The sequence below is a fragment of the Klebsiella sp. 141203 genome (assembly GCF_032601985.1).
Taxonomy (GTDB): Bacteria; Pseudomonadota; Gammaproteobacteria; order Enterobacterales; family Enterobacteriaceae; genus Klebsiella; species Klebsiella aerogenes.
This window is the reverse complement of sequence record NZ_JAQIRL010000001.1, coordinates 646679-673104: the sequence shown is the minus strand read 5'-3', so window position 1 is coordinate 673104 and position 26426 is coordinate 646679. Positions and strand designations below refer to the sequence as shown.

Here is a 26426-nt window from a genome sequence, read left to right as displayed (position 1 = left end):
CCTGCCTTTAATTTATTCACCACGCTGGATCCCCCGGCGGCGCTGCCGCTTACCGGGGCTACAGCGCTGCGCGATTTGGTAGCCCGGAGAAGGCGCAACGCGCCGCCTCTGGGAACCCCCCTTAAAAAAGTTGCAAACCGATAACAGTATCTACGGTTCGTGCGGCCTGCTGTTAATTTATTCACCACGCTGGATCCCCCGGTGGCGCTGCCGCTTACCGGGGCTACAGCGCTGCGCGATTTGGTAGCCCGGAGAAGGCGCAACGCGCCGCCTCCGAAAACCCCTGGCGACCAGAGCCTTCTGTGCGCTCTCTGAGCCATGCGAGCCATAACGCAAAAGAAATGCCCGCATAACTTTACGGCATAAAGCCCATTTTTCCGCCATACTGTCAATAATTGTTGACAGCTATCTTCCCGTAAGCACATATCTGTCCTATCATTCATCCGTCATTGGCCTTTTTAGGGTGAAAACTCCTATGCGTCTGGAAGTCTTTTGTCAGGACCGTCTTGGTCTGACCCGTGAATTACTCGATTTGCTGGTGCTGCGCGGTATTGATCTGCGCGGTATCGATATCGACCCGATTGGCCGAATCTACCTTAATTTCGCCGAGCTGGAGTTCGCCAGTTTCAGCAGTTTAATGGCGGAAATCCGCCGTATCTCCGGCGTAACCGATGTTCGAACCGTGGCGTGGATGCCGTCAGAGCGGGAACATCTGGCGCTGAGCGCGCTGCTGGTGGCAATGCCGGAACCGGTGCTGTCGCTGGATGCCAAAGGCAAAGTAGAACTTGCCAACCCGGCCAGCTGCCAGCTGTTTGGTCAAACTCAGGCTCGTTTACGCAGCCATCCGGTGGCGCAGCTCATTACTGATTTCAACCTGCAGCGCTGGCTGGAAGGTAACCCGCTGGAGTCGCATACCGAGCATGTGGTCGTGAATGGCCAAAACTTTATGCTGGAAGTAACGCCGGTGTATCTGGAAGGCGAACACGCCGAACGCGTGCTGACCGGCGCCGTGGTGATGTTGCGCTCCACCGTACGTATGGGGCGTCAACTGCAAACGCTAACGACCCAGGATACCAGCGCCTTCAGCCAGATCCTCGCCGTTGGGCCGAAAATGCGCCACGTCGTAGAACAGGCCCGCAAGCTGGCGATGCTTAGCGCCCCGTTGCTGATTGTCGGCGATACCGGTACCGGTAAAGATCTGCTGGCCCATGCCTGCCATCTGGCCAGCCCGCGCGCCAGCAAACCGTATCTGGCGCTGAACTGCGGTTCGATTCCGGAAAATGCGGTGGAGAGCGAGCTATTCGGCGATGCGTCGCAGGGGAAAAAAGGTTTCTTTGAGCAGGCCAACGGCGGCTCTGTGCTGCTGGATGAGATAGGCGAAATGTCGCCAGGCATGCAAACGAAGCTGTTGCGCTTTCTCAACGATGGTACTTTCCGTCGCGTCGGTGAAGATCACGAAGTGCATGTCGATGTTCGGGTTATCTGCGCGACGCAAAAAAATCTCGTCGAACTGGTGCAGAAAGGGCTGTTCCGCGAAGATCTTTATTATCGTCTGAATGTGCTGACGCTGAACCTGCCGCCGCTGCGTGATTGTCCGCAGGACATCATGCCGCTCACCGAACTATTCGTCGCGCGCTTTGCCGATGAGCAGGGTATCCCGCGGCCAAAACTTTCTGCCGACCTTAATACCGTGTTGACCCGCTATAGCTGGCCGGGCAACGTGCGTCAGTTGAAAAACGCAGTGTACCGGGCGTTAACCCAGCTTGATGGCTTCGAACTGCGTCCGCAGGACATCCTGCTGCCAGATCACGATGTGTCGTCGTTGCCGGTTGGCGAAGAGGCGATGGAAGGATCGCTCGACGATATTACCCGCCGCTTTGAGCGTTCGGTATTGACCCAGTTGTATCGCAGCTTCCCCAGCACGCGTAAATTAGCCAAACGTCTCGGCGTTTCGCATACCGCGATTGCTAACAAGCTGCGCGAGTATGGTCTGAGTCAGAAGAAAGGCGAAGAGTAAATCACTGCTTGCGGCCGGCTCGGCGCGGCCGCAATTATCGGCGTTTTTTCAGCGATAATTCTGTATATACTTATTTTATTATTCTTTTTCCGGGAAGGTGACGGTTGGTGCTGCAACGGGATTGGCCTCAGTGGATGATATTACTGGCACTCTCCGCCGTGCTCTCCTTTGTGCTGTTCTGGCTCCACCTTCCTGCCGCGCCGCTGCTTGGCCCGCTTATCGCCGGAATTATCCTGAGTTTGCGCGGCGCCACGATTCGCCTCCCTCGTCCTTTCTTTATCGCCGCTCAGGCTATCATCGGCTGCATGATCGCCCGCGCGCTAACCCCGTCGATTTTTGGCGTTCTGGCCGCCAACTGGGCGCTGGTATTGATTATCCTCCTTTCCACGCTGGCCATCAGCGCGTTGACCGGCTGGCTACTGGTGCGTTACAGCTCGCTGCCCGGTGCAACCGGCGCGTGGGGAAGCTCGCCGGGCGGCGCATCGGCGATGGTGGTAATGGCGCAAGAGTATGGCGCCGACGTTCGTCTGGTGGCCCTGATGCAGTATCTGCGGGTACTGTTCGTGGTCGGCGCGGCGGTAATGGTGGTGCGTTTGGCGCTCGGCGGCGAGGCGCAGGAAATGACCCGGCATATCGTCTGGTTCCCGCCGTTGACTTTTAATCTACCGTTAACGCTGCTATTGACCGCGGTCGCCGGTTGGTTGGGGTTACGTTTACGCATCCCTTCCGGGGCAATGTTGTTACCGATGCTGGCCGGCGCGCTGGCCCAGGGCGAAGGCGTGCTGTTGCTGGAGCTACCGGAATGGTTACTGGTGCTGGCCTATACTGCGCTCGGCTGGACGGTTGGCCTGCAGTTTAATCGCGATATTTTTATGCTGGCGCTGAAGACGCTACCGCAAATCATCGTCGCCATCGTCGGCTTGATCGCATTATGCGCGCTGATGGCTTTAGCGTTGACGCACCTGCTGCCGCTGGATTTTCTCACCGCCTATCTGGCGACCAGCCCCGGCGGTCTGGATACGGTGGCGATAATTGCCGTCGGTACCCGGGCGGATATGTCCTTTATCATGGCGATGCAAACGCTGCGCCTGTTTACTATATTGCTCACCGGCCCGGCCACCGCGCGGTTGATTTCGCGCTATGCGCCGCGCAAAGAAAAAAGCCTCCGTTGAAGGAGGCTTGATAACAGAAAGAGGGCGATTACGCTTTCAGCGCAGCCAGCGCCGCATCGTAATCCGGCTCTTCGGTGATTTCGTTAACCAGTTGGCTGTAAACCACCTGGTCGTTTTCATCGAGAACAACGACTGCACGTGCTGCCAGACCGGCCAGCGGGCCTGCGGAGATAGCAACGCCATAATCTGCCAGGAACTGCGGCGCGCGCAGGGTAGACAGGGTGATCACATTGCTCAGGCCTTCTGCGCCGCAGAAACGGGACTGCGCGAACGGCAGGTCAGCGGAGATGCACAGCACGACGGTGTTGTTCAGCTCAGAAGCCAGTTGGTTGAATTTGCGAACCGATGCCGCGCAGACGCCGGTATCGATGCTTGGGAAAATATTCAGTACTTTACGTTTACCAGCGTATTGGCTCAGCGTGACGTCAGAGAGATCTTTGGCGACCAGCGTAAACGGCTGCGCCTTCGCGCCAGCCTGAGGAATGGAGCCCTGAACAGACACTGGGTTACCCTGGAAATGTACGGTTTGCGACATGGTTATCTTCCTGTTTACATATAGTTAACGTCGTAGTTAGTGTATGACATCAGCCAGCAACACGGCAAACTCTATTTAACATTTACCTAAGAGGCCCAGGGAATGCGCAACCTTCGAGTTTTTGAAGAATCATGGCCGCTACACACGCCGTTTGTTATCTCTCGCGGCAGCCGCAGCGAGGCCAAAGTGGTGGTGGTGGAAATAGAAGAGGATGGCGTAAAAGGGGCCGGAGAATGTACGCCTTATCCGCGCTACGGGGAAAGCATCGCCTCGGTGATGGCGCAGATTATGGCGATCGGCGAGCAGCTTGAGCGCGGCGCCACCCGCGAGCAGGTACAACAGCTACTGCCGGCAGGAGCCGCGCGCAATGCCGTTGACTGCGCGCTGTGGGATCTGGAGGCGCGCCGCGCGGGGAAAACGTTGCCGCAGCTGCTTGGCGTCAACCTGCCGCGCGAAGTGGTGACGGCGCAAACCGTGGTTATCGGCACGCCGGAGCAGATGGCGGCCAGCGCCGCCGCGCTGTGGGAGAAAGGCGCGCGGCTGCTGAAGGTCAAGCTCGACGATCATTTGATTAGCGAGCGGCTGGTTGCTATTCGCGACGCGGTGCCGCAGGCGACGTTGATCGTTGATGCTAACGAAGCGTGGCGTGGAGAAGGTCTGGCGGCGCGCTGTCAGCTTTTGGCCGATCTTGGCGTGGCGATGCTGGAGCAGCCGTTACCGGCCGACGCCGATGAGGCGTTGGAAAACTTCATTCATCCGCTGCCGATCTGCGCCGATGAGAGCTGTCATACGCGGGAAAGCCTGCCGGCTCTGCAGGGTCGCTACGAAATGGTCAACATTAAGTTGGATAAAACCGGTGGTCTGACCGAGGCATTGCTATTGGCGCAGGAGGCTGAACGGCTGGGATATAAGAGGATGCTGGGCTGTATGCTTTGTACTTCACGAGCCATTTCCGCCGCGCTGCCGCTGGCGCCGTTGGCCCGTTTCGCGGATCTCGATGGTCCGACGTGGCTGGCGGTGGATGTGGAGCCGGCGCTGCAGTTCAGCACCGGCGTGCTTCATCTGTGAGTGTGCCAGTGCAGTAAATCGGTCATCGCCGCGAGGTACTTTTCTGTCGCTTCGTCGGCGGAGACCGGCGGAAATTCGGCGGTAATGCACGGCAGGCCGATATCGGCGCACCAGCTGCCAAAAGAGCCCGGCGTTTCGTAACCAACGCTGCCTACCAGCGGTAAATTAAAGGCCCCGGCGAGCCATTGTCCCAGCTCGCTGTGGCCGGGGTCCTCAATGCAGGCCAGCGGATCGTGGAAGGAGACTACCCACGCCGGATGGATCTGGTGGATCAGCTGGCACAGCGCCTGGGTTTCGGGCTCCGAACCCGGTTTTTCACCGGTCAGCAGAACCACATCACGCTCTTCGGCTGCGCTATTCCAGCGATACACCGTTTCTCCCGCCTTCCAGTTAGCGGCCGGGAAGTTTCGATTGAGATCGATACCGCGGGCGTTGGCGCGTAACCCTAGCTGACAGCCGTCAGGGTTGACCGTTAATACCACGTGATGGCGGCGCAGCTCCGGTTTTAGCGTGCGCAACGCGCAGGAGAGGGTGACGATCGACGAGTTTTCGTCGCCGTGCGTGCCGGCGATAATCAGACCGCTGCGGCTATCAGCCAGCGGAGCGGGGAACCACAGCAACGGCGCGCCGAGATGCGACTGGCCGTAACGTTGCGTACCTGGCGGGAAAGCGCCGCGCAGGGGGCGAGGACGTGAAACGGGCATAGGGTATCCTGTCATCAGGTTATTGTTAGCAGTGTTGTAGAAAAGCGTCCCGGAATCAAACGCTTTCCTTCTCTGGCGAAAAAACTCGTCATGTCAATTTTCTATCATAAGCCGTTTGCAATTTCAGGTGGGGAAACAAATAATTATCGCTCTGCCAGCACTGGTTTGTTCATTTAAAAGGGGATCTCATGAAGTATCCTGTCACATTGACATGCGGCGCGCTGTGGTTAGCCAGCGTTTCTTCTCTTGCCTGGGCGGCGGATGTGCCTCCAGGAACCGTATTAGCTGAAAAACAGCAGCTGGTACGCCATATAAAAGACGAGCCCGCTTCATTAGATCCCGCTAAAGCCGTCGGCCTGCCGGAAATTCAGGTTATCCGCGATTTGTTCGAAGGGCTGGTAAACCAGGATGCGAAGGGCAATATCATCCCTGGCGTGGCGACCCGCTGGCAGAGCAACGATAACCGCGTCTGGACCTTTACCCTGCGCGATAACGCGCGCTGGTCCGACGGTTCTCCGGTGACGGCGCAGGATTTCGTCTATAGCTGGCAGCGTCTGGTGGATCCGAAAACCACTTCGCCATTCGCCTGGTTTTCCGCCTTAGCGGGTATCAGTAATGCGCAAAATATTATTGATGGTAAAGCGGCGCCGGACACTCTCGGTGTGACGGCGGTCGATGCCCACACGCTCCGCGTGCAGCTGGATAAACCGCTGCCGTGGTTCAGCAACCTGACCGCAAGCTTTGCGTTCTACCCGGTGCAGAAAGCGAATGTTGAAAGCGGCGCTAACTGGACGCGCCCGGGCAGCCTTATCGGCAACGGCGCCTATGTGCTGAAAGACCGGGTGGTGAATGAGAAGCTGGTCGTCGTGCCGAATACACAGTACTGGGATAACGCCAAAACGGTGATTAAGCAGGTGACTTTCGTGCCGATTAACCAGGAATCGTCGGCGACCAAACGTTATCTGGCGGGTGATATTGATATCACCGAATCCTTCCCGAAAAATATGTATCAGAAACTGCTGAAGGATATTCCCGGACAGGTCTACACGCCGCCGCAGTTAGGCACCTATTATTACGCCTTCAATACCCAGAAAGGGCCAACCGCCGATGAACGCGTGCGTCTGGCGTTAAGTATGACCATCGACCGGCGGATTATGGCGGAGAAGATCCTCGGCACCGGTGAGAAACCGGCCTGGCGATTCACCCCTGACGTTACCGCAGGCTTTACCCCGCAGCCTTCGCAGTTTGAGAGCATGAGCCAGGCCGAGTTGAATGCCCAGGCTAAAGCGCTGCTATCGGCGGCAGGATATGGCCCGGACCGTCCGCTGAAGCTGACGCTGCTGTACAACACGTCGGAAAATCACCAGAAAATCGCCATCGCCGTGGCGTCGATGTGGAAGAAAAACCTCGGTGTGGATGTGAAGCTACAAAACCAGGAGTGGAAGACCTATATCGATAGCCGAAATACCGGTAATTTTGACGTTATTCGCGCATCGTGGGTAGGGGATTACAACGAGCCGTCGACCTTCCTGTCGCTGCTCACATCAACCCATACGGGCAATATTTCGCGCTTTAACGATCCGGCTTACGATAAGATCCTCGCCCAGGCGGCGCAGGAAACCTCGGAAAAAGCGCGTAACGATGATTACAACGCGGCAGAGAAAATCATCATGGCCAAAGCGCCCATTGCGCCAATCTATCAGTATACCAACGGCCGCCTGATCAAGCCGTGGTTAAAAGGATACCCGATCACCAATCCGGAAGACGTGGCCTACAGCCGCACAATGTATATTGTGAAGCACTAATCGGTACTGGCGCGGCTTGCAGCGCCAGTTTCTCCTTCTGACCCTCACCCGCCGTAGCAGAAAGCATCACTTTTCTGACGCATAGTTATCCTGCCGTATTCGGCGGGATAACAAATCAATAAATATGTCGCCAACACTACTGCTTTCTGGTGCTGGCGCGAACTTGTAACGCTGAGGGTAATTCAATGAATTTATCCGTCGAATTGCCCGCCAGTAGCTCAAGCAATGTTTGTCCTGCGAGGGTTCCCGTTTCACTCCAGGGAAATTCGACGGCAGTCAGCGCCGGTGAGCAAACGGCGGCGAGAGTCCCCCCACTCAGGCTTGCCAGTGCCAGAGAGTCGGGCACTTTTTGCCCCACACCATGGCAGGCCATAATGCAACCGCAGGCGATTTCATCGGATGTGCAAATCAGCGCATCAAGCTCAGGCCAGGTGATACGAATATCGCCTAGCAGGTTCAGGCCGGTCGTAATGCCTGCCGGCAGGTGAGAGGTCACCACGCGATGCGGGGAGTGGTTAACGGAGAGCATCGCGCTGTTCCAACCGCTTAGTACCTGGCGAAACATAATGTTATTGGAAGCCGTGCAAAGCAGGCCGATATTTTTATATCCGGTCTGTACAAGCGATGTGACCAACTTTTTGATGGCTGCGGCATAGTCAACGCCAATGCTGACCCAGCTCGCATCGCGATTGATGGCACCAATCTCAACCACCGGCACGCCGGTGTTACTGATCATTTGCGAACAACTGCTGATGTTATCAATATTGAATTGAACAATCGCTGCCGGGTTGTAAGCGAGCATTTGCGCAAAAGCTTTTTCTTCACTCTGTCCACCCTGGCCGGACTCGATAAACATCATGCTGTAGCCATGGGTCGTGAGCACGGTCTGCAGTGTTTCGGAGACGGCAAGAAAGCCCGGGGAGGAAAACGAGGGAACCACGCCCATCACCAGGCTGGAGTCGGCAGAGGCAAGGTTGCGGGCCTGCAGATTTGGCACATAGCCCAGCTCGTTTACCGCTGCTTCAATACGTGTGCGCAGTTCAGGATTCACTTTTTCAGGCATGCGTAACGCGCGTGACACGGTCATCGTGCTGACGCCGACCAGTTTTGCCACTTCAGCGAGCGTAATTTTACCGGTGTTTTTCCTGCGTTTTTCTCTCGCGCTATCGTCCGCTTCTAACGTCTGCACTGATGTCCTCCTTTCGCCTGACTGGGCGGCCATTGTAAATGATGTTTGGCATTTTGCGCATTGCCCAACTGCAAAGTAATGATAAGTATGGGTAACAAAGTTAGCGGTAACAAGAATTTTAACATTGTTACTGTGTTAGCGCTAACTTTGAGATGAAGATCACGGTAAGCCGCGAAGAGATTCCACTATAGTAGGCTCACTTTCAATGCTATCGGGGAATTTATGATCACGACCTGGTTACCAACGGAAAATATCCAGATTGTGGATTCAGTCAGTGACTGGAAACAGGCAATTACGTTATCGGCTCAACCCTTATTGGCGAAAGAGGCGATTACTGAAGATTATATTCAGGCCATTTTTAACAGCCATGAAAAACTTGGTCCTTATTATGTTTTAGCGCCTGGTCTGGCGATGCCTCATGCTCGCCCGGAGCAAGGTGCAATTAAAAATGGTTTATCGCTTTTGCATATTAAAAAAGGCGTTTCTTTTGGCTCGGAAGAGAATGACCCTATTTACGTCCTGATTATGCTGTGTGCGCTTTCGGGAGATGAACACATCAATATGATTACAGCCCTGGCGGACATTTTTAGCGATGATGAACGACTCTCAGCACTGCTGAAAGCCTCATCAATGACGAAAATTCAAGCCGTTATCAATGGATAGTGAGGTAGAGATGAAAAAGGTTCTGATTGTTTGTGGTAACGGTTTAGGTAGTAGCTTTATCGTTGAAATGAATGTAAAAAAAATTATTAAAGAGCTGAATAAAGAAGCAGAGGTTTCCCATACCGATCTGACTTCGGCAAAAAGCGAAACTGCCGATATTATTCTTAGCGCCAGGGATATAGCTGAACATCTGTCCAGCCATTCTGCGCAGGTTTTTGGTTTATCTAACCTGCTGGATAACAATAAAATAAAAGAAATTCTTTCCGAGAATCTCTGATTAATTATTTGCGGCCTTACGGAGTCATTCTATGCTGCAGTTTATTATTCATGATGTGTTGGGCACACCAGCAATACTGGTCGGTCTGTTTTCCCTGATCGGCTTATTATTGCAGAAAAAAGCAGTTTCCGACGTTATTTCCGGAACCCTCAAAACCATTATGGGGTTTGTGATATTAACATCCGGGGCGGCGATTGTCGCCACGACGTTAACGACGTTTAGCCAGCTGTTTGAGCACTCCTTCCATATTCAGGGTGTTGTCCCCAATACTGACGCCATGGCGGCGCTGGCGCAGAAAAACTATGGTACCGCGACAGCCATGATCATGGTGCTGGGGATGTTGTTTAACATTGTCCTTGCCCGAATTACGCCGCTGAAATACATCTTCCTGACGGGCCACCACACGCTGTATATGTCGGCGATGCTGGCCGTCATCCTCTCTGTCGGTGGTCTGTCGCCGTTCTGGGTGGTACTGGTGGGGGCGGTGATCCTCGGCATCATGATGGTGGTCTCTCCGGCTATTCTGCAGCCATTTACCCGCAAAATTACCGGCACTGATGACCTGGCGCTGGGCCACTTTGGTTCAACCGGGTATCTGCTGTCGGCGCTGGTGGGAAAAGCGATCGGTAAAGGCAGCCCGTCGATTGAAGAGCTGAAGGTGCCGAAAACGCTGAACTTCCTGCGTGACTCCTCGGTGGCCATCTCACTGACGATGATGATCCTGTTCCTGATTCTGGTACTGGTCGCAGGTAAAGCGTTTGTTGAGACCAGCATCAGCGGTGGTCAGAACTTTATCATCTTCGCCATTATCCAGTCGCTGACCTTCGCGGCAGGCGTGTGGATCATCCTTGCGGGTGTTCGCATGATTATTGCCGAAATTGTTCCGGCCTTTAAAGGCATCGCCGACAAGCTGGTGAAAGACGCTAAACCGGCGCTCGACTGTCCAACCGTCTTTCCGTTCGCCCCGAACGCGGTGATAGTCGGCTTCCTGTCAAGTTTTGCCGCTGGTCTGGTGAGTATGTTCCTCTGCCCACTGCTTGGTTTAAGCGTCATTGTTCCCGGCCTGGTGCCGCACTTCTTCTGCGGCGCGACGGCGGGCGTTTACGGCAACATCTGCGGCGGTCGTCGCGGCGCGGTGGTGGGGGCATTCGCTCACGGTCTGTTGATTTCATTTTTGCCCGCGATTTTGTTGCCTCTGATGGGCGACCTTGGCTTTGCATCCACCACCTTTGGCGATGCGGACTTTGGCGTTGTTGGCATCATTCTTGGGCATGTCGTGTCACTGTTTAACTAACTAATTTTATAGAGGTGAGGTATGGCAGCTAAATTTTCGCCCTCGTTAATGTGTATGGATTTAACGCAGTTCAGAGAGCAAATTACGGCAATGAACGGTAGGGCTGATTTTTATCACGTCGATATAATGGACGGTAACTATGTGAAGAATATTACTCTATCTCCGTTTTTTATCGAAAACCTGAAAAAAATTACCGATGTGCCGATCGACGTACATCTGATGGTGAATCATCCGGAAGATATTATTTCAATGTGTATTGATGCCGGGGCCGATATTATCAGTTTCCATCCTGAGACGGCGAATAACAAAATATTCCGGCTGTTGAACCAGATTAAAGATGCGGGCCGTCGCTGCGGTGTGGTGTTGAACCCGGCGACTCCGGCGGAGGCTATTAAAGAGTACGCGCACCTGCTGGATAAAGTGACCGTCATGTCGGTTGACCCAGGCTACGCAGGCCAGAAGTTTATCCCGGAATCACTCAATAAAATTAAACAACTGATTGCGATGCGCGAAGCGCATGGTTACCACTATCTGACCGAAATTGACGGCTCCTGTAACGAGAAAACCTTCAATGTTATCTCCCGGTCGGGCGTTGACGTCTTTATTGTGGGAACCTCGGGCCTGTTCTCCCTGGCGGATAACGTCAGCGATGCATGGGATAAAATGATCAATATCTACCAGCGCGAAGTCGCTGCCTGAAAATTGCAGCGCGCTCAGCCGTATTGAGCCATTGTGCAGTGCAAAGAGTCTATTTAACCGGTCTGTCTCTTTGCCTTCGCGTTAGATTTATATGGTTGAGAGCGCTGTAACCCTTTTATATCTGGAGTTCGTGACGACTCATCGCACGCTTGCGAATGCTTTCTATTGATGCTGTGGGCCCCGGCGGGTTTGGCAGACTGCGTGGTGGTAGAAGCCGGTATTGCTGATTACTGATGATCATTTATTTACATTAACGAAGGTGACTTATGGACATTTCGAGTGTGCTGAATGTAAGAAATATCAAATTGAACATGATGGCTAAAAGTAAAGAAGAAGCAATTGAAGAATTAACTGACTTATTAGTGCATGATGGCGCAGTTATTAATAAAGATGTTTTTCTGAAAGATGTCTGGTTACGTGAGGAACAGGGCTCTACTGGGTTCGAAAATCATATTGCGATCCCGCACGGTAAATCCTCAGGAGTAGTCCGTACGGCATTGGCCATTGGACGAACCCAACATCAAATCCCCTGGGAAACTATGGATGGTAGCGACGTTCGCTGTATTATTTTGTTTGCCGTATGCCTGGTCGACCAAAATGCCACCCACATCCGATTGTTATCGCAAGTTTCGGGTTCACTTGCCGATGAAGAGATAGTGGACAAATTACTGATGGAAGATTCCCCTCAGAAAATCATTGATCTTTTAAACGCTGAAGGTGCCAGCGCTTAATTTAATCATCATAGCATCGTAAATAATCAACTCCTGGAGAGTAGTGATGAATATTGTTGGGATTACAGCTTGTACTGTAGGCATTGCACACACTTATATTGCGCAAAAGAAAATTGAAATAGCAGCAAAAAAAGCCGGGCACAATGTCAAAATTGAAACGCAAGGCACTATAGGTATCGAGAATGCCTTGACCGCTGAAGAAATTGCCCAAGCCGACATCGTCCTGTTAGCCGCCGATGTTAAAGTTTCCGGTGAAGAAAGGTTTGCCGGCAAGAAAGTCGTCAAAGTACCTACGGAAATGGCCGTTAAATCACCAAATAAGCTTATCGAAAAGCTTGGTGAATTAGTCAATTCATAACACCTACCTATGCGTATCCTATATAAAATAAAGGGCGTAATTTATGAATATAAAAGAAATATGGAAAGCAGCAAACCCTAAAGGTCATCTGCTGACTGCCATCTCATTCTTGATTCCGATTGTCTGTGGTGCTGGGTTTATTATTGCCATCGGTATGGGTTTTGGAGGGACGGTTCAGGACTCTTTAGTATCGGGTCAATTTGACCTGTGGCAGGCTTTCGCTACCATGGGGGCTAAGGCGCTCGGACTATTGCCCGTCGTTATTGCTATCGGAATTTCCGGTTCAATCGCGGGTAAGCCGGGTATTGCCCCTGGTTTTGTTGTCGGTCTGGCAGCTAATGCTATTGGTGCGGGTTTTATCGGTGGCATGATCGGCGGCTATATTTCCGGGTATATTGCTCTTGCTATCATTAAAAATGTAAAGGTTCCTGGCTGGGCTCGGGGTTTAATGCCTACATTGATTGTGCCTTTTTTTGCATCCATTTTCAGTGCTCTGCTCATGGTCTATATCATCGGCACGCCTATTGGTATTTTTACCGATGCACTCACATCGTTCCTGAGAAGTATGGGTACTTCATCAAATTTACTATTAGGTGCTGTTATTGGAGCGTTGTGTATCGTTGACTTTGGTGGGCCGATCAATAAGACGTGCTTCGCATTCGTCTTAACTCTCCAGGCACAGGGTATAAATGAGCCAGTTACGGCCCTGCAGTTAGTTAACACAGCAACACCCATCGGTTTTGGACTGGCATTTTTTATCGCCAAACTGTTTCGCAAAAACATTTATAATAACGAAGAAATCGAAATGCTAAAATCGGCGGTTCCTATGGGGGTAGTGAATATTGTTGAAGGAGCTATACCTATAGTGATGAATGATATCGTTCGCGGTATTGCAGCAGCGGCAATCGGCGGTGCTTGTGGCGGTGCAATCACCATGGTATATGGCGCAGATGCAACTGTACCTTTTGGTGGTGTATTGATGCTGCCAACAATGTCAAACCCCATGGCGGGTATTATGGCTTTGATAGTTAATATATTAGTCACAGCAACCGTCTATGCTGTCATCAAAAAAGATGTACCTCGCGATGTTGTTATAAACAATGATCAAGAAGAGGAAGATATCAACTTCGATGACATTAAAATTAGTTAAGTATATACATAATGGTATGCAGTAACATGATGTCGCGCTCACAATGAATTGTGATAATAGAATATTATTATCGCGTTATATACTATTTGCTGCATTCTCTTTTAATCGTCACGAGTAAGAAATGGGTCGCCAGGGTGACCCATTTCTTACAGGCATATCATCACAATTACTTAGAAAGAGTATCGCTTAGCTGCCAGTATAGCGGCGAACCGAATGCTTCTACGTAATAATCAATTACGGCCCTGACGTTTAACGTTGGATGACGAGTATGTGGATAAATAGCAGCAATATTTTGTGGCTCGGTCTTAATCGCCGTTTCCATATCCGGCATTAATTCAATAAGCTCGCCGCTCTGTAGCGTTTCGCCAATCAACCAGTCCGGAAAAAGGACTATTCCCATACCGCCCAATGCTGCAATAAGTAAAGTCTCGGCATTATTAGAAGACATCAACGCAGAGACCGGATAGTGTATCCACTCCCCACCTTTTCGACGCAACAGCCAGCGATTCGGCCCGGATGAACCACGGTAAACGAGACACTTATGTCGGCTTAAATCCGCCGGGTTATCAGGTACGCCATACTTTTGAAGATAAGCCGGTGATGCTGCCAGGCGATAGCACTGCTGTCCAAAAATGCGTGCATGAAAAGATGAGTCAGTAAGCTCACCGATACGAAAAATGACATCAGCAGCATCTTTATGAGGGTCAATGTAATCATCAGTTAACGTCAGCTCAATACTGAGGCGTGGGTAACGTTCCGTCAGCCCCGCCAATTTGGGGGCGACATGCTTTTGCCCAAAAAAAACGGGAGCATTTATGCGTATTAGCCCGGAAGGCTCAAGCGTCCTTTCATTGAGTTCCCGTCGGGCAGCGTCCAGGCTACTGGTAACCGCCCGAACATAACGGATAAAAATATGACCGTTCTCTGTCGGAATAATGGCGCGCGTATTGCGATAGAAAAGTTGCTGACCGACCGCATCTTCTAGCTGATGAATGACGCGTGAAACCTGAGAGGCAGAAATGCCTTCGCGACGAGCCACAGTGGAAAAGTTCTGCACTTCATACACTGCAATGAAAATGAAGAGCGATCGAATATTGATATTGCTTAAATCATACATTAATGCAATTCCTGCACAGGTGTTTATTGCATTATGGCATTTTTCTCATTCATGTTCAGGCGTAGTCTTCATCGCCTGCACATCTGGAGATTGTTTGCTATGCAATTGGTACTGATTTTGTTAGTTATCGCTGGCGGTATGGGGCTGTCAGTCGAGGCAGGCTTACTGGGGCCGCTAGGGGGGGAGGTTGGTGATTTATGGGCAACGTTCAGCATATTTGGCGTAGGCGCTGCACTGACTTTCCTGCTGATGCTTTTTTTCAGCCCACGCAATAGCCCGTCATTTTTCTCTTTGCCTGGGTGGCAGCTACTTGGTGGCGTACTCGGGCCAGTTTATGTCGTTATTCTGACCGTGGCCACGCCAGTCATTGGGATAGCGATGACGATGATCGGTATCTTAGCTGGTCAGGTATTTAAGAGCCTGATAATAGACCATTTTGGTTTACTCGGTACACCCCCCAGAAAAATAGACAGTAAGCGAATTATTGCCCTTATTTTTATCATCGCTGCATTAATTCTGGTTGCCAGAGGATAAGTGAGACTATGACATTTATTATGATCGTTTTAGCCGTTATAGGCGGCTCCATGTTGAGTATTCAGGCGGCCATTAATGGACAATTGGGTAGTCAGGTAGGGGTATTTAAAAGCGCGTTCCTGACCTTTTCCGTAGGCGCAATTATCACCGCTTTGCTTATTTTCTTTTTTGAACCAAAACAGTTGGTTACACTGATGGATGTACCTAAATGGCAACTGCTGGGTGCCATGTTTGGCGTACCCTATATCGTTATCATGGTTTTAGCCGTACAACGAATAGGGACCGCGATTGCCACAGTCGCCGTGATCTTCGGACAGTTAACCATGAGCATGTTAATCGATAACTTTGGCTGGTTGGGAAATCAATCCATTTCGTTTTCGATGAGTCGTCTGGGGGCCATCCTCTGCTTAGGTATCGCGCTTTTCTTCATTTACTCAAGTAATAAAGTAAAGGCGACCGCCTTAAAACAAGACGTTCTGTCATCGAGCTAAATAGAATCCGTCTCATTCATCTATAAGGGATACGGACTAAAAATATCTGCATCCCTTATGAAAAGTAAATGCTCCGTTGATGATATCCAGAGCTAATATCGCCAAATTGATGAATATACCTAATAAACCCTAGCTAATTACACCATCTAATCGAATAAATCACTTCGCGTTATGCTTTTTCTGAACAACAGCCAAAGGATAACGTGATGCAAACTGTAAAACTGAACAACGGTATTGAAATGCCCCTGCTGGGCTTTGGTGTGTTTCAGATGTCTGATGCCGCTGAATGCGAAAGAGCCGTTATCGATGCCATCGATACGGGATACCGCCTGATCGATACCGCCGCGTCTTACCTGAATGAAACCCAAGTCGGGAATGCACTGAAACAGACCGGCATCGCCCGTGACGAGCTCTTTGTAACGACCAAGCTATGGCTTCAGGATACTCATTACGAAGGCGCTAAAGCCCAGTTCGAACGCTCCCTGAATCGACTGCAACTTGATTATGTTGACCTGTACCTGATTCACCAGCCTTACGGTGATGTCCATGGGGCATGGCGTGCCATGGAAGAATTGCAACAGGCTGGCAAAATTCGCGCCATTGGCGTCAGTAACTTCCATCCTGACCGACTGGCCGATCTCATTGCCTTCAACCACGTTGCCCCGGCGGTAAACCAGATTGAAGTAAACCCCTTCAACCAGCAGCTGCATCCCGTGCCGTGGATGCAAAGCCGGGGTATTCAGCCGGAAGCCTGGGCGCCGTTTGCAGAAGGTAAAAATGGTCTGTTTGAGCATCCCGTATTAACGGCGATTGGCCAGAAGTACGGTAAAAGCGTGGGACAGGTTGTGCTGCGGTGGATTTTCCAGCGAGGCATCGTTTCGCTGGCAAAAACAGTGCGAAAAGAACGCATGGAAGAGAACATCAACATTCTCGATTTCGAACTGAGTGATGAAGATATGTTGCAGATTACTGCTATCGACACCGCAACAAGTGCTTTCTTCTCACACCGCGATCCTGCCAGAGTTGAATGGTTGGCCGGTCGCAAACTGGATGTTTAAGTCGCGATAAAAGAGGCAATTAATCAATGCAAAAACGTTATCTGGGTCAATCAGGACTCGAAGTGTCCGCGCTTGGGCTCGGCTGCATGGGCTTAAGCCACGGCTACGGCCCGGCGACAGATACGCGTCAGGCTATCGAACTTATTCGCGCTGCGGTTGAACGTGGCGTCACCTTCTTTGATACCGCCGAAGTGTATGGCCCCTTCCTTAATGAAGAAGTTGTAGGCCTTGCCTTAAAACCGTTTCGTGACCGAGTGGTCATTGCCACCAAGTTTGGTTTTACTTTTGGCGAAGACAACAAGCAGCAGATTTTAAACAGCCGTCCGGAGCATATCCGTGAAGCGGTGGAAGGATCATTACGCCGCCTGAAGACGGATGTCATTGATCTGCTGTATCAACACCGTGTCGACCCGGATGTCCCGATTGAAGATGTTGCGGGAACAGTGAAAGACCTGATAGCGGAAGGCAAAGTTAAACATTTCGGCCTGTCCGAAGCGGGTGCGCAAACCATCCGTCGTGCTCATGCGGTACAACCCGTCACAGCCCTGCAAAGCGAGTACTCCATGTGGTGGCGTGAACCTGAGCAGGAGATCCTGCCATTGCTGGAGGAACTGGGTATCGGTTTTGTGCCATTCAGTCCGTTAGGCAAAGGCTTCCTGACGGGAGCGATTAAGTCAGGAACGACGTTTGGTCAGGATGATTTCCGCAGCCGTGTGCCACGCTTCGCCGAACAGGCGATTGCAGCCAATGAAAAGCTGGTCTCGTTGTTGGGTGAACTGGCTGCAGAGAAAGGTGTGACATCTGCGCAAATCGCACTGGCATGGCTGCTGGCGCAAAAGCCGTGGATTGTTCCCATCCCTGGTACCACGAAATTGCACCGGCTGGAGGAAAACCTGGGGGCTGCTGACATCATTCTTTCGTCGGATGCGTTGCGACAGATAACCCAAGCGCTTGAATCAATTAAAATTGTCGGCGAACGTTACTCGCCTGAGCATCAGGCTCGCGTGGGTCGTTAATAGCCGGGCGGGTCCGCACGAATGGCGGACCCGTTATTCCTGGTAGCGAAGCGCATCGATCATCAGCGCAAAGGCCGGTGGATGCTGTTTGCGGCTGGGGTAATAAAGGTAATATCCAGGGAAGGAAGGGCACCATTCCTGCAGAATCTGAATGAGCTCTCCTGACTTTATATAGTCCTGCACCCTGTCCTCAGGTATACAGGCGATGCCAAAACCGGATAAGGCCGCATCAAGCCTTTCCGCCTGCAGATTAAACGTTACCTGTCCTTCAACTCTGACCCGTAAAGGTTTTCCTTCCTTCTCAAATTCCCAGTGATAAAGACCACCGGCAGTCGGTAACCGCATATTGATGCAGCGATGATGTTGTAGCTCGTGCGGCGTGTGAGGTGCAGGGTTCGTGGCGAAATAGGATGGGGCACCGACAATAGCCATGCGTATGTCCGGGCCAATTCGCACCGCAATCATGTCTTTATCAACGCTTTCACCCAGTCGTATCCCGGCATCAAAGCGCCCCTCGACAATATCGACAAAACCGTTATCGACCACCAGCTCCAGGTTAATTTCCGGATATTCTCTGAGGAAAGGTTTCAGTTTTGGCCATACCACGCTCCGCGCGGCATGTTCCCCGGCAGATAGACGGATATTACCGGAGGCGGTGCCGTTGAGTTGTACCAGCGCTTCCAGTTCTTGCTCAAGGGAGGCAATGCGGGGTTCAAGGCAGGCAATAATTCTCTCACCGGCTTCTGTAGGGGCAACGCTTCGTGTCGTGCGGGTCAGAAGGCGGATATTTAGCCTTTCCTCCAGTGCCTTCATCGCATGGCTGAGAGCTGACTGAGACACACCGAGCTTACCCGCTGCTTTGGTAAAACTTCGCTCTCTTGCCACCACAAGAAAGATCTGGAGTTCATTGAAGTTTTCTTTGAGCATCGGTGATTTCCTAGGGGAGCATACCCTTCAATATGCATTCATGAAGGGGGTTCATAGACACAATCATTTTAGCCCTATTACTGACAATAATGATAATTGATATTCTGACTGTATCGAAAATAAGTCTGAACTTTCAGAAGGTTTATCATGAAAATACTCGTGGCGGGGGCAACAGGAAGCATTGGCCTTCATGTCGTCAATATCGCTATCGAAATGGGCCATCAGCCCGTTGCGCTGGTCAGAAATAGGCACAAAGTAAAATTGCTTCCTCGTGGAACGGAGGTATTTTACGGCGATGTTTCAATGCCTGAAACTCTCATCGATCTGCCAAAAGATATTGATGCCATCGTCTTTACGCTCGGCTCAGATGGACAGGGGCGTATTGGCGCCAGAGCGATAGATTACGGCGGTGTGCGTAACATTGTCCGAATGTTCAGGGAGACGGCTGTTCACATCGCCTTAATGACCACGATAGGCGTAACTGAACGGCTCAGCACCTGGAATCAACGCACTGAAGTTCATGACTGGAAAAGGCGTGCCGAACGTCTGGTCAGGGCCAGTGGTCACCCCTATACCATCGTCAGGCCCGGCTGGTTTGATTACAACAATGATGATGAGCACAAAATCGTTATGCTCCAGGGGGATCGACGCCATACAGGAACACCAGAAGATGGTGTGATATCCCGGGAGCAAATCGCCCGGGTTCTGGTCAGTGCCCTGGGCAACCACGCGGCAAAAAATAAAACGTTTGAGCTGGTCGCTGAACGAGGCGAAGCGCAGCAGGATCTTACGCCTCTATTTGCAGACCTGCAGGCGGATAATCCGCAAAAAAATGATGGGGTTTTAGATATGGACAATATGCCACTCGTGGAAGAACCTGAGTGCATTATTAACGAGCTGAATTTCTATTTAAAAAATTTAACCAATCAAAAAGCCTGACAATTTTGTCAAATAGTGGGCAGTCTTATGATAGCTGAGGTTTGTATATTTAAATATACAGACGGAGAACGCTCCTCCTGATATGAGTCCAGTTTCAAATATATTCTTTTAAACAGGCATTAGAGATGAAAGCACTGCTTATTACTACATTGGTCATAGGATTTATTTCTGCGAATACCGTATCTGCAGCTCAGCAATTAAATTATGCAGATGGAAAGAAGAGATGATCATAGTCTCAGCCAGAACGTCTGCGGTGCCCGTCCCGGTTGGGTCGCGGCTTCACAAAACTTCAGCGTCTGCCGCATTGATCTATTCCCTGCGATGAATGCTGGCAACGCGTTTACGATTTTCCCCATCAAAACAGTATCAGGGCATTATGAACAAGCAAAAAAACATTTCTCCGGCCGGGCGCGCTGCGACATCCGGCGTCTTTTTTATCGTTATTCTCGGCGCATTAATGGCCTTTACCTCTCTTTCCACCGATATTTATCTGCCTTCTATGCCGATGATGGCCTCTGAATTGCAGGGGAATGTGGAGCTGACCATTACCGGTTTTCTGATAGGGTTCTCGCTGGCGCAGTTGATTTGGGGACCAATCAGCGATCGTATCGGGCGCCGCGTGCCATTGTTTATCGGCATGGTATTGTTTGTGATCGGTTCAGCCGGATGCGCGATGTCTTCCAGTATGCCGCAGATTGTTTTCTGGCGCGTGTTTCAGGCCTTTGGTGCCTGTACCGGACCAATGCTGGCAAGGGCGATGATCCGCGATCTCTATGTCCGCACGCGCGCGGCGCAAATGCTTTCGACGCTGGTCATCATCAGTGCTATCGCGCCGGTGATTGGCCCTCTACTGGGCGGACAGATTGTCACCGTTGCCTCCTGGCGCGCCGTGTTCTGGCTGTTGGTGGTACTGGGTGGGGCGATGTTTATTGCGCTCTGGTGGTTACCGGAAACGCTGCCGGGTGAAAAGCGACTGACAACGCCGCTGAGCAGCGCCTTCGGCAACTATGCTTCGTTACTGCAAAATCGTGAATTTATGCGTTATACCCTCTGCGTCAGCTTTTTCTACGTGGCCGCTTACGCCTTTATTGCCGGTTCGCCGTTTGTCTACATCAGCTATTTCCATGTTGATCCACAGCATTACGGCTGGCTGTTTGGCATCAATATCATTGGTGTGATGGGACTGAGCTCCATTAATCGCCGTCTGGTGCAGCGTCATCCGTTGCATACGTTGTTGCGGGTTGCGGCGCTTGTTGCCGCTCTGGCAACGGTTGTGCTGGCCGCTGGCGCGAAAATGCAGACTGGCGGCATGGCGATGATGGTCGTGACGATTTTTATCTTTTTCTCCATGAACGGCATTATTGCCGCAGCATCGACGGCGGCGGCGCTGGATACCGTGCCATCCAATATGGCGGGGTCGGCTTCTGCGCTGATCGGCTCGTTGCAGTACGGCAGCGGGATTGTGTCATCGCTGTTGCTCTCGGCGATGAGCGACGGCACGCCGTGGACAATGTCGTGGATCATGATGGTATTTACACTGTTGAGCCTGGTGATGGTAATCAAACGAAAAGTGCATTGATGGCGGAACGGTCCGTTGCGTTTTCAGGGGATCCGCGTTTTATTTGCCATCATTTTTCTGTGGTGTTCTCCGGCGCTTCTGACATCGCCAACTTAATTTCCTGGTACCCCTGAAATGGGGTCACCTGGCCGGATCGTACCGAACGTAGAGGTTGGTCCTTGAGTGAGTATCTCTGTCATTTACTTTATAGTCAGGGTAATAATCCAGATCAATGAGTCCTGATTCTTTCCTGGGGTTCTGGCGCCTTTTACCAAAATAAACTGTCTGTATTTATGAATTCACTGCATAGGTCAAATCATGAATGACGGGCTAATCATGGTGGCGTTCCTCGCCTAAAATGGTGTTTTAACATAACGGGAGCTTTGCCGTGGAATACTCAGTATTAAGTAACAACCTCAAAATGCCGATGGTCGGTTTTGGCGTGTTTAAGGTCACCGATAAGGAAGAGTGTAAGCAGTCGGTGTTAAGCGCTATTCGTACCGGTTATCGCCTTATTGACACCGCAGCCGTCTACGGTAATGAAGATGCCGTGGGTGACGCGGTTCGTGAGGCCATCGCCGAAGGGCTGTGTACCCGTGAGGAATTATTTATTACCTCAAAACTGTGGGTTCAGGACATGGCCAACGGCGATATGGCCAAAGCCGGTATCGAGGCGTCGCTGAAAAAATCGGGTCTGGAATACTTTGATCTCTATTTGTTGCATCAGGCCATGGGCGATTATTTCAGCGCCTGGCGCGCGTTGGAACAGGCTTATGAAGTCGGTAAATTGAGAGCCATTGGCGTATCCAACTTCTATGCGCATGTCTTAGCCAATTTCTGTGAAACCGTCAGAATTAAGCCTATGGTGAACCAGGTCGAATTACATCCTTACTTTGCGCAACCCGCCGCGCTGGAAACCATGAAGCGCTATAACGTTCAGCCTGAAGCCTGGGCGCCGTTAGGCGGCGGAAGACATAAACCGTATGAAGATGAAATGCTTCAGGGGATTGCCGCTGCCCATCAAAAAACCATTGCTCAGATTGTTCTGCGCTGGAACGTGCAGCGCGGTGTCACGGTAATTCCTAAATCTACCCGGCAGGAACGTATTGCAGACAACTTTGCCCTCTGGGATTTCTCATTGACTGATAGGGAAATGGCGCAAATTAGCGCACTGGATTTAGGCTATGTGGGTGAAGCGGTGAAACATTTTAATCCTGAATTTGTTCGCGGTTGTCTGGGGGTTAAAATCCATGACTGAGCGGGTAGAAAAGGGCGCGAGATCGGATAGCGAAGTACTATTTATCCCACGGTACAAAAGTGGCTGCCTGCAATAATGCGACAACCGCAGCCAAAAACGCGGAGAAAAAGTAAGCCGAACGTTGTAAACCAACCCACCACTTCTTCAGGGCATCTGTATCGTTGGATGACCTTAGACCTGTTTCTTATGATATTGTAATAACGATTACAATATGCTTCGAAAGATCATGTCTTCAAGGAGTAATGTCGTGAGCACGACGAAAGCGAATCGAACCCCAGGGCGCCCACGTAAGTTCGATCCAATGCAGGCGGTGGAAACGGCGCAACACCTTTTCCACTCGCGAGGTTATGACGCGGTGAGCGTTGCCGACCTGACAAAAGCGTTCGGGATTAACCCGCCCAGCTTCTATGCCGCTTTTGGCAGTAAACTTGGGTTATATACCTGCGTACTGGATCGCTATAGCCGCACCGGCGCAATCCCTTTTGCGACGCTTTTACGTGACGATCGTCCGGTGGTTGAATGTTTGATTGATGTTCTGCATGAGGCGGCAAGGCGCTACGTTGCCGACCGGAGCGCTGCTGGTTGCCTGGTACTGGAAGGAACCCATTGCAACGATCCTGAGGCACGTGAAGCGGCTTGTGAATTGCATGTTGCTGCCGAAGAGAGTATTCGGAACTATATTGCGGAGCAATATCCGCAGGATGCCGTTCGCTTAACTGACTTTATGAGTACGTTGATGTCCGGACTTTCTGCGAAAGCGCGGGCAGGGGATAGCCTGGAGCGGTTACTGGAAACCGTGCGCCTGGCGGGGGTGGCGCTGCGGCAAGTACTTTCACGGTGATACAGGCCTTGCTTCTGCGGGTGAGAAGGTTTGTCCGCGCGACACCTCGCTGCGGGGCGCAAAACTGCGCGTGAGCATCGGTGTTGTCGCGGACCAGGCTACAGTATTGTGTGAGTTAAATAACGGTTTTAAGCCAGGCTTCAATATCCTGGGTCGCTATATTATTCTGTACATTCCAGGTGTCGCTCATTGGCCACCACATGCCATCTCCTCGTGCGAAAGCCGCGCGATAGCGAAGCATCGGATCGTCAGGATTTAAATGCAGGGCGTCCAGTAAGCCTGAGAGTGTTAATACGCTCTTGTCAAAGGTGTGTTTGGTCACGCGTTCAACCGTTTCAGCCAGCTTTCCATAAGAAGTCGTCTCTCCTGCGACAAAGAGCACTTCGTTAGCGATCCGCGGCTGATGCAAATAAATTTCGCTGGTTAGCCGACCAATATCTTCCGGTGATGTCACAGTGACTTGAGTTTCCCATCCTCCTAATGCCTTGATGGTTTTTTCAGATAGGTTCACCACATCAAATGCGGGTTCGAAGAGAAAACTGGTGAACATGCCGGTTGAAATAATGACCCATTCCGTTGTCTTCTGTGCCCGCAGCAGTATTCTGACGTCATACTGTTCATCCCAGACGGGCTGACCGCTGCCTTTACCTACCACATCGTAATTTACGCCAAACTGCCAAGGGAAATAGCGGTTAACGCCAGCATCCACGACGGCGTGTGCGATCTTTATCTGTGTTCCCGGACCGGCGACAAAGCCCATGCAATTGATAATGGTCTCAAAATTCATAAAGCAGGTTGTTAACGCTTCAGTCGTGCTGGCGGCGACATCAAGAGAGATAAACTCAGCTCCCGCGTCAGCCAGTTTTTGATGAACATCAGAAAACAATTTGCCCTGTTCATCCATGGCGCCTGGCGACACAATAACGCAGATGCTGCCATTACGCGCTATGACCTCTGGAAGCAGATAGTGCAGCACAGCAGCGCCCAGTTGTCCCGCGCCAAGCACTAATACTTTTTCACCCGTTGTAATCTCACGCTCTTTCATATTGAACCTCTTTTGGTAAATCGCCGGTTACTAGCGAGTAGAGAGAGGTTATGTCAGTGTTCTGTATTCGATAAGACAATGAATGCAGGTTAGACTGTTCGTATAAATGGGATAATCAATGCGTTCAGGCGCGGTGGGTATATGGATAAGCTGGAATCAATGCAGGTCTATGTTTGCGTGGTAGATGTCCATAGCTTCGCAAGGGCGGCAGAAGTGCTGGGACTACCGCGTTCAACGGTATCGCGGGTCGTTAAGGAACTTGAGACGTACCTGGGTATTCAACTATTACAACGCACCACCCGTAAACTCAGCGTGACCGCCGACGGCCGACGTTACTATCATGAATGTAAAAAGGTGCTGGCTGATATTGCGACGATGGAGTCTTCATTTGCCGGCAGGTCTGCACAACCCAGAGGCCGTTTCAAAGTCGGAATGCCGCAGTCGCTCGCCCGCCATTGCATACTTCCCCGGCTGCCTGCATTTCTGCATCAGTATCCTGAACTGGAATTGATACTTTGTTCCAGTGATAACGTCGAAGACATCATTCAGGAGGGATATGATTGCGTGATCCGCGCCGGCAGGATCGAAGATTCAACGACGCTGGTCGCCCGCCCGCTCGCGAACTTCAGATGGATGGTTCTGGCTTCGCCAGACTATATTGCCGCCCATGGCAAACCGGATAACGTAGACAGCCTGCAAAGACATCACGCCGTTGGCTACCTGAATCATCGCACCGGGCGTACCACCGACTGGTTTTTTACGTTGGATGATGGTGACTGCGCGCTCCGTATGAAAGAGACGCTGATTGTTGATGATACTGACGCTTACATCCAGGCTGGAATACAAGGCTTTGGTTTGATTCGTGTCGCCAGCTATCTGGTTGCGCCCTATGTGCAAAGCGGAGCGCTCGTTCTCTGTATGGAGCACCTCTCTTTTGATTTACCGCTTTCTCTGGTTTATCCGCAAAACCGCTATCTTCCACCTTCGGTACGCGCTTTTTATGAGTGGAGCAGAGCGGTTTTGCATCAAACCATTAATGGATGATTAAAATCGTGGCATGGCTGATTCAAACTAACGTTGCTGAAGTGAGAAGAAAGCAGCCGGAAGCAAAAAAATGCATCGCTATGGATATCCGTGTGGGGATTAAAAAAACAGCAAAAAATGCAGGGGATAAGAAGAGTACCAGGCTTCCGAAAATATATAAAACGTCATTGTTTATGGTTTTTATATAGTCAGATTCGTCTAAACGAAATCCTAATTTTTATTATTTTCGAAAAAAGATATAGAATTGTTTGTGGTTTTATTTCAGTATGCATAGCGCAAATAGTAAGCCTGAGTACTGCGTAATGTATTTGCTGATATTATATTTAAGGATTAATGTTAAGGGACTATACATATGAATAAAATCTGTGTGGCGGTATTACTGACAACGGCGATGGCAAGCGGCATGGCGTTGGCTGATAATCATACGGTATCAATCGGTTACGTGCAAAGTAAAGTGCAGGACTTTGATGATATCAATGGTGTAAATCTGCAATATCGTTATGAGTTTAACTCCACGTTAAGTGTCGTTGCCTCTTTTTCTTATATGCAGGGCGACGGTGAGCAGAATTATTTATACTATGGCGACTCAATAAAAAATAGTGTCGATGTGAAATACTACTCCTTACTCGTGGGGCCAGCGTACCGCATTAACAATTATGTCTCGTTATATGCGCTGGGCGGTGCGGCCTATGTTAAAGCTACAGGCTCGACGAAATGGATAAATGCAGGAGATGTTACCGCTAATTATGAAGATATCTCTGAAAAATCGACCTCTTTCGCTTACGGCGCCGGTGTGATTATTAATCCTGTGGAGAACCTTTCCGTTAATATCGGATATGAAGGAACTCAAGCAGACCTGGCAGGTAATTACTCAATTAATGGCTTTAACGTTGGCATTGGCTATCGTTTCTGATAATAAAAACAGCCTCCCTCCCG

At 51.0% G+C, this 26426-nt stretch carries 28 protein-coding genes; 22 read left to right on the top strand and 6 right to left on the bottom strand.

Annotated features, from left to right (window positions below; genetic code table 11):
* The first annotated feature begins 475 nt into the window (after nt 1-475).
* Together tyrR and PGR29_RS03270 are read left to right on the top strand one after the other, a co-directional pair.
* Nucleotides 476-2017, top strand: coding sequence for a transcriptional regulator TyrR (tyrR, locus tag PGR29_RS03275; RefSeq protein WP_045374638.1), 1542 nt, complete (start codon nt 476-478; stop codon nt 2015-2017).
* A gap of 134 nt (nt 2018-2151) precedes the next feature.
* Nucleotides 2152-3189, top strand: coding sequence for an AbrB family transcriptional regulator (locus PGR29_RS03270; RefSeq protein ID WP_316424065.1), 1038 nt, complete (start codon nt 2152-2154; stop codon nt 3187-3189).
* A 28-nt stretch (nt 3190-3217) separates the two neighbouring features.
* On the opposite strand, the gene tpx is transcribed toward PGR29_RS03270, so the two are convergent.
* Entirely contained in the window at nt 3218-3724 is a 507-nt protein-coding gene (tpx, locus tag PGR29_RS03265; RefSeq protein WP_087859393.1) for a thiol peroxidase, read from the bottom strand.
* 102 nt (nt 3725-3826) lie between these two features.
* On the opposite strand from tpx, the gene ycjG reads away from it, so the two are divergent.
* A complete protein-coding gene (gene ycjG / locus PGR29_RS03260) occupies nt 3827-4792 on the top strand; it encodes an L-Ala-D/L-Glu epimerase (protein ID WP_316424064.1) in 966 nt (321 codons plus the stop codon).
* On the opposite strand, the gene mpaA is transcribed toward ycjG, so the two are convergent.
* Nucleotides 4783-5496, bottom strand: coding sequence for a murein tripeptide amidase MpaA (mpaA, locus tag PGR29_RS03255; protein ID WP_015366282.1), 714 nt, complete (start codon nt 5494-5496; stop codon nt 4783-4785). The genes ycjG and mpaA overlap by 10 nt on opposite strands.
* Nucleotides 5497-5684: 188 nt before the next feature.
* On the opposite strand from mpaA, the gene PGR29_RS03245 reads away from it, so the two are divergent.
* The gene (locus PGR29_RS03245; RefSeq protein ID WP_316424063.1) at nt 5685-7301 is read left to right on the top strand and encodes a peptide ABC transporter substrate-binding protein; all 1617 of its coding nucleotides are present in this window, start codon (nt 5685-5687) and stop codon (nt 7299-7301) included.
* A 136-nt stretch (nt 7302-7437) separates the two neighbouring features.
* Here the strand turns inward: PGR29_RS03245 and PGR29_RS03240 are convergent, their stop codons facing one another.
* Complete coding sequence (locus PGR29_RS03240) at nt 7438-8490, bottom strand: LacI family DNA-binding transcriptional regulator (protein ID WP_316424062.1); 1053 nt, start codon at nt 8488-8490, stop codon at nt 7438-7440.
* Between the two features lie 222 nt (nt 8491-8712).
* Here PGR29_RS03240 and PGR29_RS03235 point away from each other — a divergent pair, with 222 nt between their 5' ends.
* The 7 genes from PGR29_RS03235 to PGR29_RS03205 all read left to right on the top strand — a co-directional run bounded on the left by PGR29_RS03235 (nt 8713) and on the right by PGR29_RS03205 (nt 13662).
* Nucleotides 8713-9153: a PTS sugar transporter subunit IIA gene (locus PGR29_RS03235; RefSeq protein WP_316424061.1), complete on the top strand. Its 441-nt coding sequence runs from the start codon at nt 8713-8715 to the stop codon at nt 9151-9153.
* A 10-nt stretch (nt 9154-9163) separates the two neighbouring features.
* On the top strand, nt 9164-9430 hold the full coding sequence (locus PGR29_RS03230) for a PTS sugar transporter subunit IIB (protein ID WP_087859397.1): 267 nt from the start codon (nt 9164-9166) through the stop codon (nt 9428-9430).
* A 31-nt stretch (nt 9431-9461) separates the two neighbouring features.
* Complete coding sequence (locus PGR29_RS03225; RefSeq protein WP_087859398.1) at nt 9462-10724, top strand: PTS ascorbate transporter subunit IIC; 1263 nt, start codon at nt 9462-9464, stop codon at nt 10722-10724.
* Between the two features lie 21 nt (nt 10725-10745).
* Nucleotides 10746-11423 (top strand): D-allulose 6-phosphate 3-epimerase, encoded by a 678-nt coding sequence (gene alsE / locus PGR29_RS03220; protein WP_316424060.1) that lies wholly within the window; start codon nt 10746-10748, stop codon nt 11421-11423.
* Nucleotides 11424-11689: 266 nt separating this feature from the next.
* A complete protein-coding gene (locus tag PGR29_RS03215) occupies nt 11690-12154 on the top strand; it encodes a PTS sugar transporter subunit IIA (RefSeq protein WP_213795061.1) in 465 nt (154 codons plus the stop codon).
* A gap of 46 nt (nt 12155-12200) precedes the next feature.
* Nucleotides 12201-12512 (top strand): PTS fructose transporter subunit IIB, encoded by a 312-nt coding sequence (locus PGR29_RS03210; protein WP_001028229.1) that lies wholly within the window; start codon nt 12201-12203, stop codon nt 12510-12512.
* 43 nt (nt 12513-12555) lie between these two features.
* Nucleotides 12556-13662, top strand: a complete 1107-nt coding sequence (locus PGR29_RS03205; RefSeq protein WP_316424059.1) for a PTS fructose transporter subunit IIC — start codon at nt 12556-12558, stop codon at nt 13660-13662.
* A gap of 166 nt (nt 13663-13828) precedes the next feature.
* Here the strand turns inward: PGR29_RS03205 and PGR29_RS03200 are convergent, their stop codons facing one another.
* Nucleotides 13829-14779: a LysR family transcriptional regulator gene (locus PGR29_RS03200; protein ID WP_316424058.1), complete on the bottom strand. Its 951-nt coding sequence runs from the start codon at nt 14777-14779 to the stop codon at nt 13829-13831.
* Between the two features lie 99 nt (nt 14780-14878).
* On the opposite strand from PGR29_RS03200, the gene PGR29_RS03195 reads away from it, so the two are divergent.
* From PGR29_RS03195 to PGR29_RS03180, 4 genes are all read left to right on the top strand, one after another.
* On the top strand, nt 14879-15313 hold the full coding sequence (locus PGR29_RS03195) for a DMT family transporter (RefSeq protein ID WP_316424057.1): 435 nt from the start codon (nt 14879-14881) through the stop codon (nt 15311-15313).
* An 8-nt stretch (nt 15314-15321) separates the two neighbouring features.
* Entirely contained in the window at nt 15322-15804 is a 483-nt protein-coding gene (locus tag PGR29_RS03190) for a DMT family transporter (protein WP_087859403.1), read from the top strand.
* A gap of 206 nt (nt 15805-16010) precedes the next feature.
* The gene (locus tag PGR29_RS03185; RefSeq protein ID WP_316424056.1) at nt 16011-16862 is read left to right on the top strand and encodes an aldo/keto reductase; all 852 of its coding nucleotides are present in this window, start codon (nt 16011-16013) and stop codon (nt 16860-16862) included.
* A gap of 26 nt (nt 16863-16888) precedes the next feature.
* Nucleotides 16889-17878, top strand: a complete 990-nt coding sequence (locus PGR29_RS03180) for an aldo/keto reductase (RefSeq protein WP_316424055.1) — start codon at nt 16889-16891, stop codon at nt 17876-17878.
* 33 nt (nt 17879-17911) lie between these two features.
* On the opposite strand, the gene PGR29_RS03175 is transcribed toward PGR29_RS03180, so the two are convergent.
* Complete coding sequence (locus PGR29_RS03175) at nt 17912-18805, bottom strand: LysR family transcriptional regulator (RefSeq protein ID WP_316424054.1); 894 nt, start codon at nt 18803-18805, stop codon at nt 17912-17914.
* 147 nt (nt 18806-18952) lie between these two features.
* Between PGR29_RS03175 and PGR29_RS03170 the strand changes: the two genes are divergently transcribed.
* The 4 genes from PGR29_RS03170 (at nt 18953) to PGR29_RS03155 (ending at nt 23401) form a co-directional block, all read left to right on the top strand.
* Nucleotides 18953-19744 (top strand): SDR family oxidoreductase, encoded by a 792-nt coding sequence (locus tag PGR29_RS03170; protein WP_113373178.1) that lies wholly within the window; start codon nt 18953-18955, stop codon nt 19742-19744.
* 376 nt (nt 19745-20120) lie between these two features.
* Nucleotides 20121-21323 carry a multidrug effflux MFS transporter gene (locus PGR29_RS03165; RefSeq protein WP_086631133.1) on the top strand — a complete coding sequence of 401 codons (1203 nt, stop codon included), beginning with the start codon at nt 20121-20123 and terminating at the stop codon, nt 21321-21323.
* Nucleotides 21324-21690: 367 nt separating this feature from the next.
* Complete coding sequence (locus tag PGR29_RS03160) at nt 21691-22560, top strand: aldo/keto reductase (protein WP_316424053.1); 870 nt, start codon at nt 21691-21693, stop codon at nt 22558-22560.
* 247 nt (nt 22561-22807) lie between these two features.
* Nucleotides 22808-23401 (top strand): TetR/AcrR family transcriptional regulator, encoded by a 594-nt coding sequence (locus PGR29_RS03155; protein ID WP_307858954.1) that lies wholly within the window; start codon nt 22808-22810, stop codon nt 23399-23401.
* A 115-nt stretch (nt 23402-23516) separates the two neighbouring features.
* Here PGR29_RS03155 and PGR29_RS03150 read toward each other — a convergent pair whose 3' ends face one another.
* The gene (locus PGR29_RS03150; protein ID WP_316424052.1) at nt 23517-24446 is read right to left on the bottom strand and encodes an aromatic alcohol reductase; all 930 of its coding nucleotides are present in this window, start codon (nt 24444-24446) and stop codon (nt 23517-23519) included.
* A gap of 141 nt (nt 24447-24587) precedes the next feature.
* Between PGR29_RS03150 and PGR29_RS03145 the strand changes: the two genes are divergently transcribed.
* The 3 genes from PGR29_RS03145 to PGR29_RS03135 all read left to right on the top strand — a co-directional run bounded on the left by PGR29_RS03145 (nt 24588) and on the right by PGR29_RS03135 (nt 26403).
* Nucleotides 24588-25490 carry a LysR family transcriptional regulator gene (locus tag PGR29_RS03145; RefSeq protein ID WP_213795051.1) on the top strand — a complete coding sequence of 301 codons (903 nt, stop codon included), beginning with the start codon at nt 24588-24590 and terminating at the stop codon, nt 25488-25490.
* A gap of 8 nt (nt 25491-25498) precedes the next feature.
* Nucleotides 25499-25678, top strand: coding sequence for a hypothetical protein (locus PGR29_RS03140; RefSeq protein WP_213795050.1), 180 nt, complete (start codon nt 25499-25501; stop codon nt 25676-25678).
* 164 nt (nt 25679-25842) lie between these two features.
* The gene (locus PGR29_RS03135; protein ID WP_213795049.1) at nt 25843-26403 is read left to right on the top strand and encodes an Ail/Lom family outer membrane beta-barrel protein; all 561 of its coding nucleotides are present in this window, start codon (nt 25843-25845) and stop codon (nt 26401-26403) included.
* Nucleotides 26404-26426 lie beyond the last annotated feature (23 nt).

Bases quoted from the DNA above. Each gene is read 5' to 3' on its own strand.
- tyrR (WP_045374638.1), top strand. From the start codon at position 476: ATGCGTCTGGAAGTCTTTTGTCAGGACCGTCTTGGTCTGACCCGTGAA.
- PGR29_RS03270 (WP_316424065.1), top strand. From the start codon at position 2,152: ATGATATTACTGGCACTCTCCGCCGTGCTCTCCTTTGTGCTGTTCTGG.
- tpx (WP_087859393.1), bottom strand. From the start codon at position 3,724: ATGTCGCAAACCGTACATTTCCAGGGTAACCCAGTGTCTGTTCAGGGC.
- ycjG (WP_316424064.1), top strand. From the start codon at position 3,827: ATGCGCAACCTTCGAGTTTTTGAAGAATCATGGCCGCTACACACGCCG.
- mpaA (WP_015366282.1), bottom strand. From the start codon at position 5,496: ATGCCCGTTTCACGTCCTCGCCCCCTGCGCGGCGCTTTCCCGCCAGGT.
- PGR29_RS03245 (WP_316424063.1), top strand. From the start codon at position 5,685: ATGAAGTATCCTGTCACATTGACATGCGGCGCGCTGTGGTTAGCCAGC.
- PGR29_RS03235 (WP_316424061.1), top strand. From the start codon at position 8,713: ATGATCACGACCTGGTTACCAACGGAAAATATCCAGATTGTGGATTCA.
- PGR29_RS03230 (WP_087859397.1), top strand. From the start codon at position 9,164: ATGAAAAAGGTTCTGATTGTTTGTGGTAACGGTTTAGGTAGTAGCTTT.
- PGR29_RS03225 (WP_087859398.1), top strand. From the start codon at position 9,462: ATGCTGCAGTTTATTATTCATGATGTGTTGGGCACACCAGCAATACTG.
- alsE (WP_316424060.1), top strand. From the start codon at position 10,746: ATGGCAGCTAAATTTTCGCCCTCGTTAATGTGTATGGATTTAACGCAG.
- PGR29_RS03215 (WP_213795061.1), top strand. From the start codon at position 11,690: ATGGACATTTCGAGTGTGCTGAATGTAAGAAATATCAAATTGAACATG.
- PGR29_RS03210 (WP_001028229.1), top strand. From the start codon at position 12,201: ATGAATATTGTTGGGATTACAGCTTGTACTGTAGGCATTGCACACACT.
- PGR29_RS03205 (WP_316424059.1), top strand. From the start codon at position 12,556: ATGAATATAAAAGAAATATGGAAAGCAGCAAACCCTAAAGGTCATCTG.
- PGR29_RS03200 (WP_316424058.1), bottom strand. From the start codon at position 14,779: ATGTATGATTTAAGCAATATCAATATTCGATCGCTCTTCATTTTCATT.
- PGR29_RS03195 (WP_316424057.1), top strand. From the start codon at position 14,879: ATGCAATTGGTACTGATTTTGTTAGTTATCGCTGGCGGTATGGGGCTG.
- PGR29_RS03190 (WP_087859403.1), top strand. From the start codon at position 15,322: ATGACATTTATTATGATCGTTTTAGCCGTTATAGGCGGCTCCATGTTG.
- PGR29_RS03185 (WP_316424056.1), top strand. From the start codon at position 16,011: ATGCAAACTGTAAAACTGAACAACGGTATTGAAATGCCCCTGCTGGGC.
- PGR29_RS03180 (WP_316424055.1), top strand. From the start codon at position 16,889: ATGCAAAAACGTTATCTGGGTCAATCAGGACTCGAAGTGTCCGCGCTT.
- PGR29_RS03175 (WP_316424054.1), bottom strand. From the start codon at position 18,805: ATGCTCAAAGAAAACTTCAATGAACTCCAGATCTTTCTTGTGGTGGCA.
- PGR29_RS03170 (WP_113373178.1), top strand. From the start codon at position 18,953: ATGAAAATACTCGTGGCGGGGGCAACAGGAAGCATTGGCCTTCATGTC.
- PGR29_RS03165 (WP_086631133.1), top strand. From the start codon at position 20,121: ATGAACAAGCAAAAAAACATTTCTCCGGCCGGGCGCGCTGCGACATCC.
- PGR29_RS03150 (WP_316424052.1), bottom strand. From the start codon at position 24,446: ATGAAAGAGCGTGAGATTACAACGGGTGAAAAAGTATTAGTGCTTGGC.
- PGR29_RS03145 (WP_213795051.1), top strand. From the start codon at position 24,588: ATGGATAAGCTGGAATCAATGCAGGTCTATGTTTGCGTGGTAGATGTC.
- PGR29_RS03135 (WP_213795049.1), top strand. From the start codon at position 25,843: ATGAATAAAATCTGTGTGGCGGTATTACTGACAACGGCGATGGCAAGC.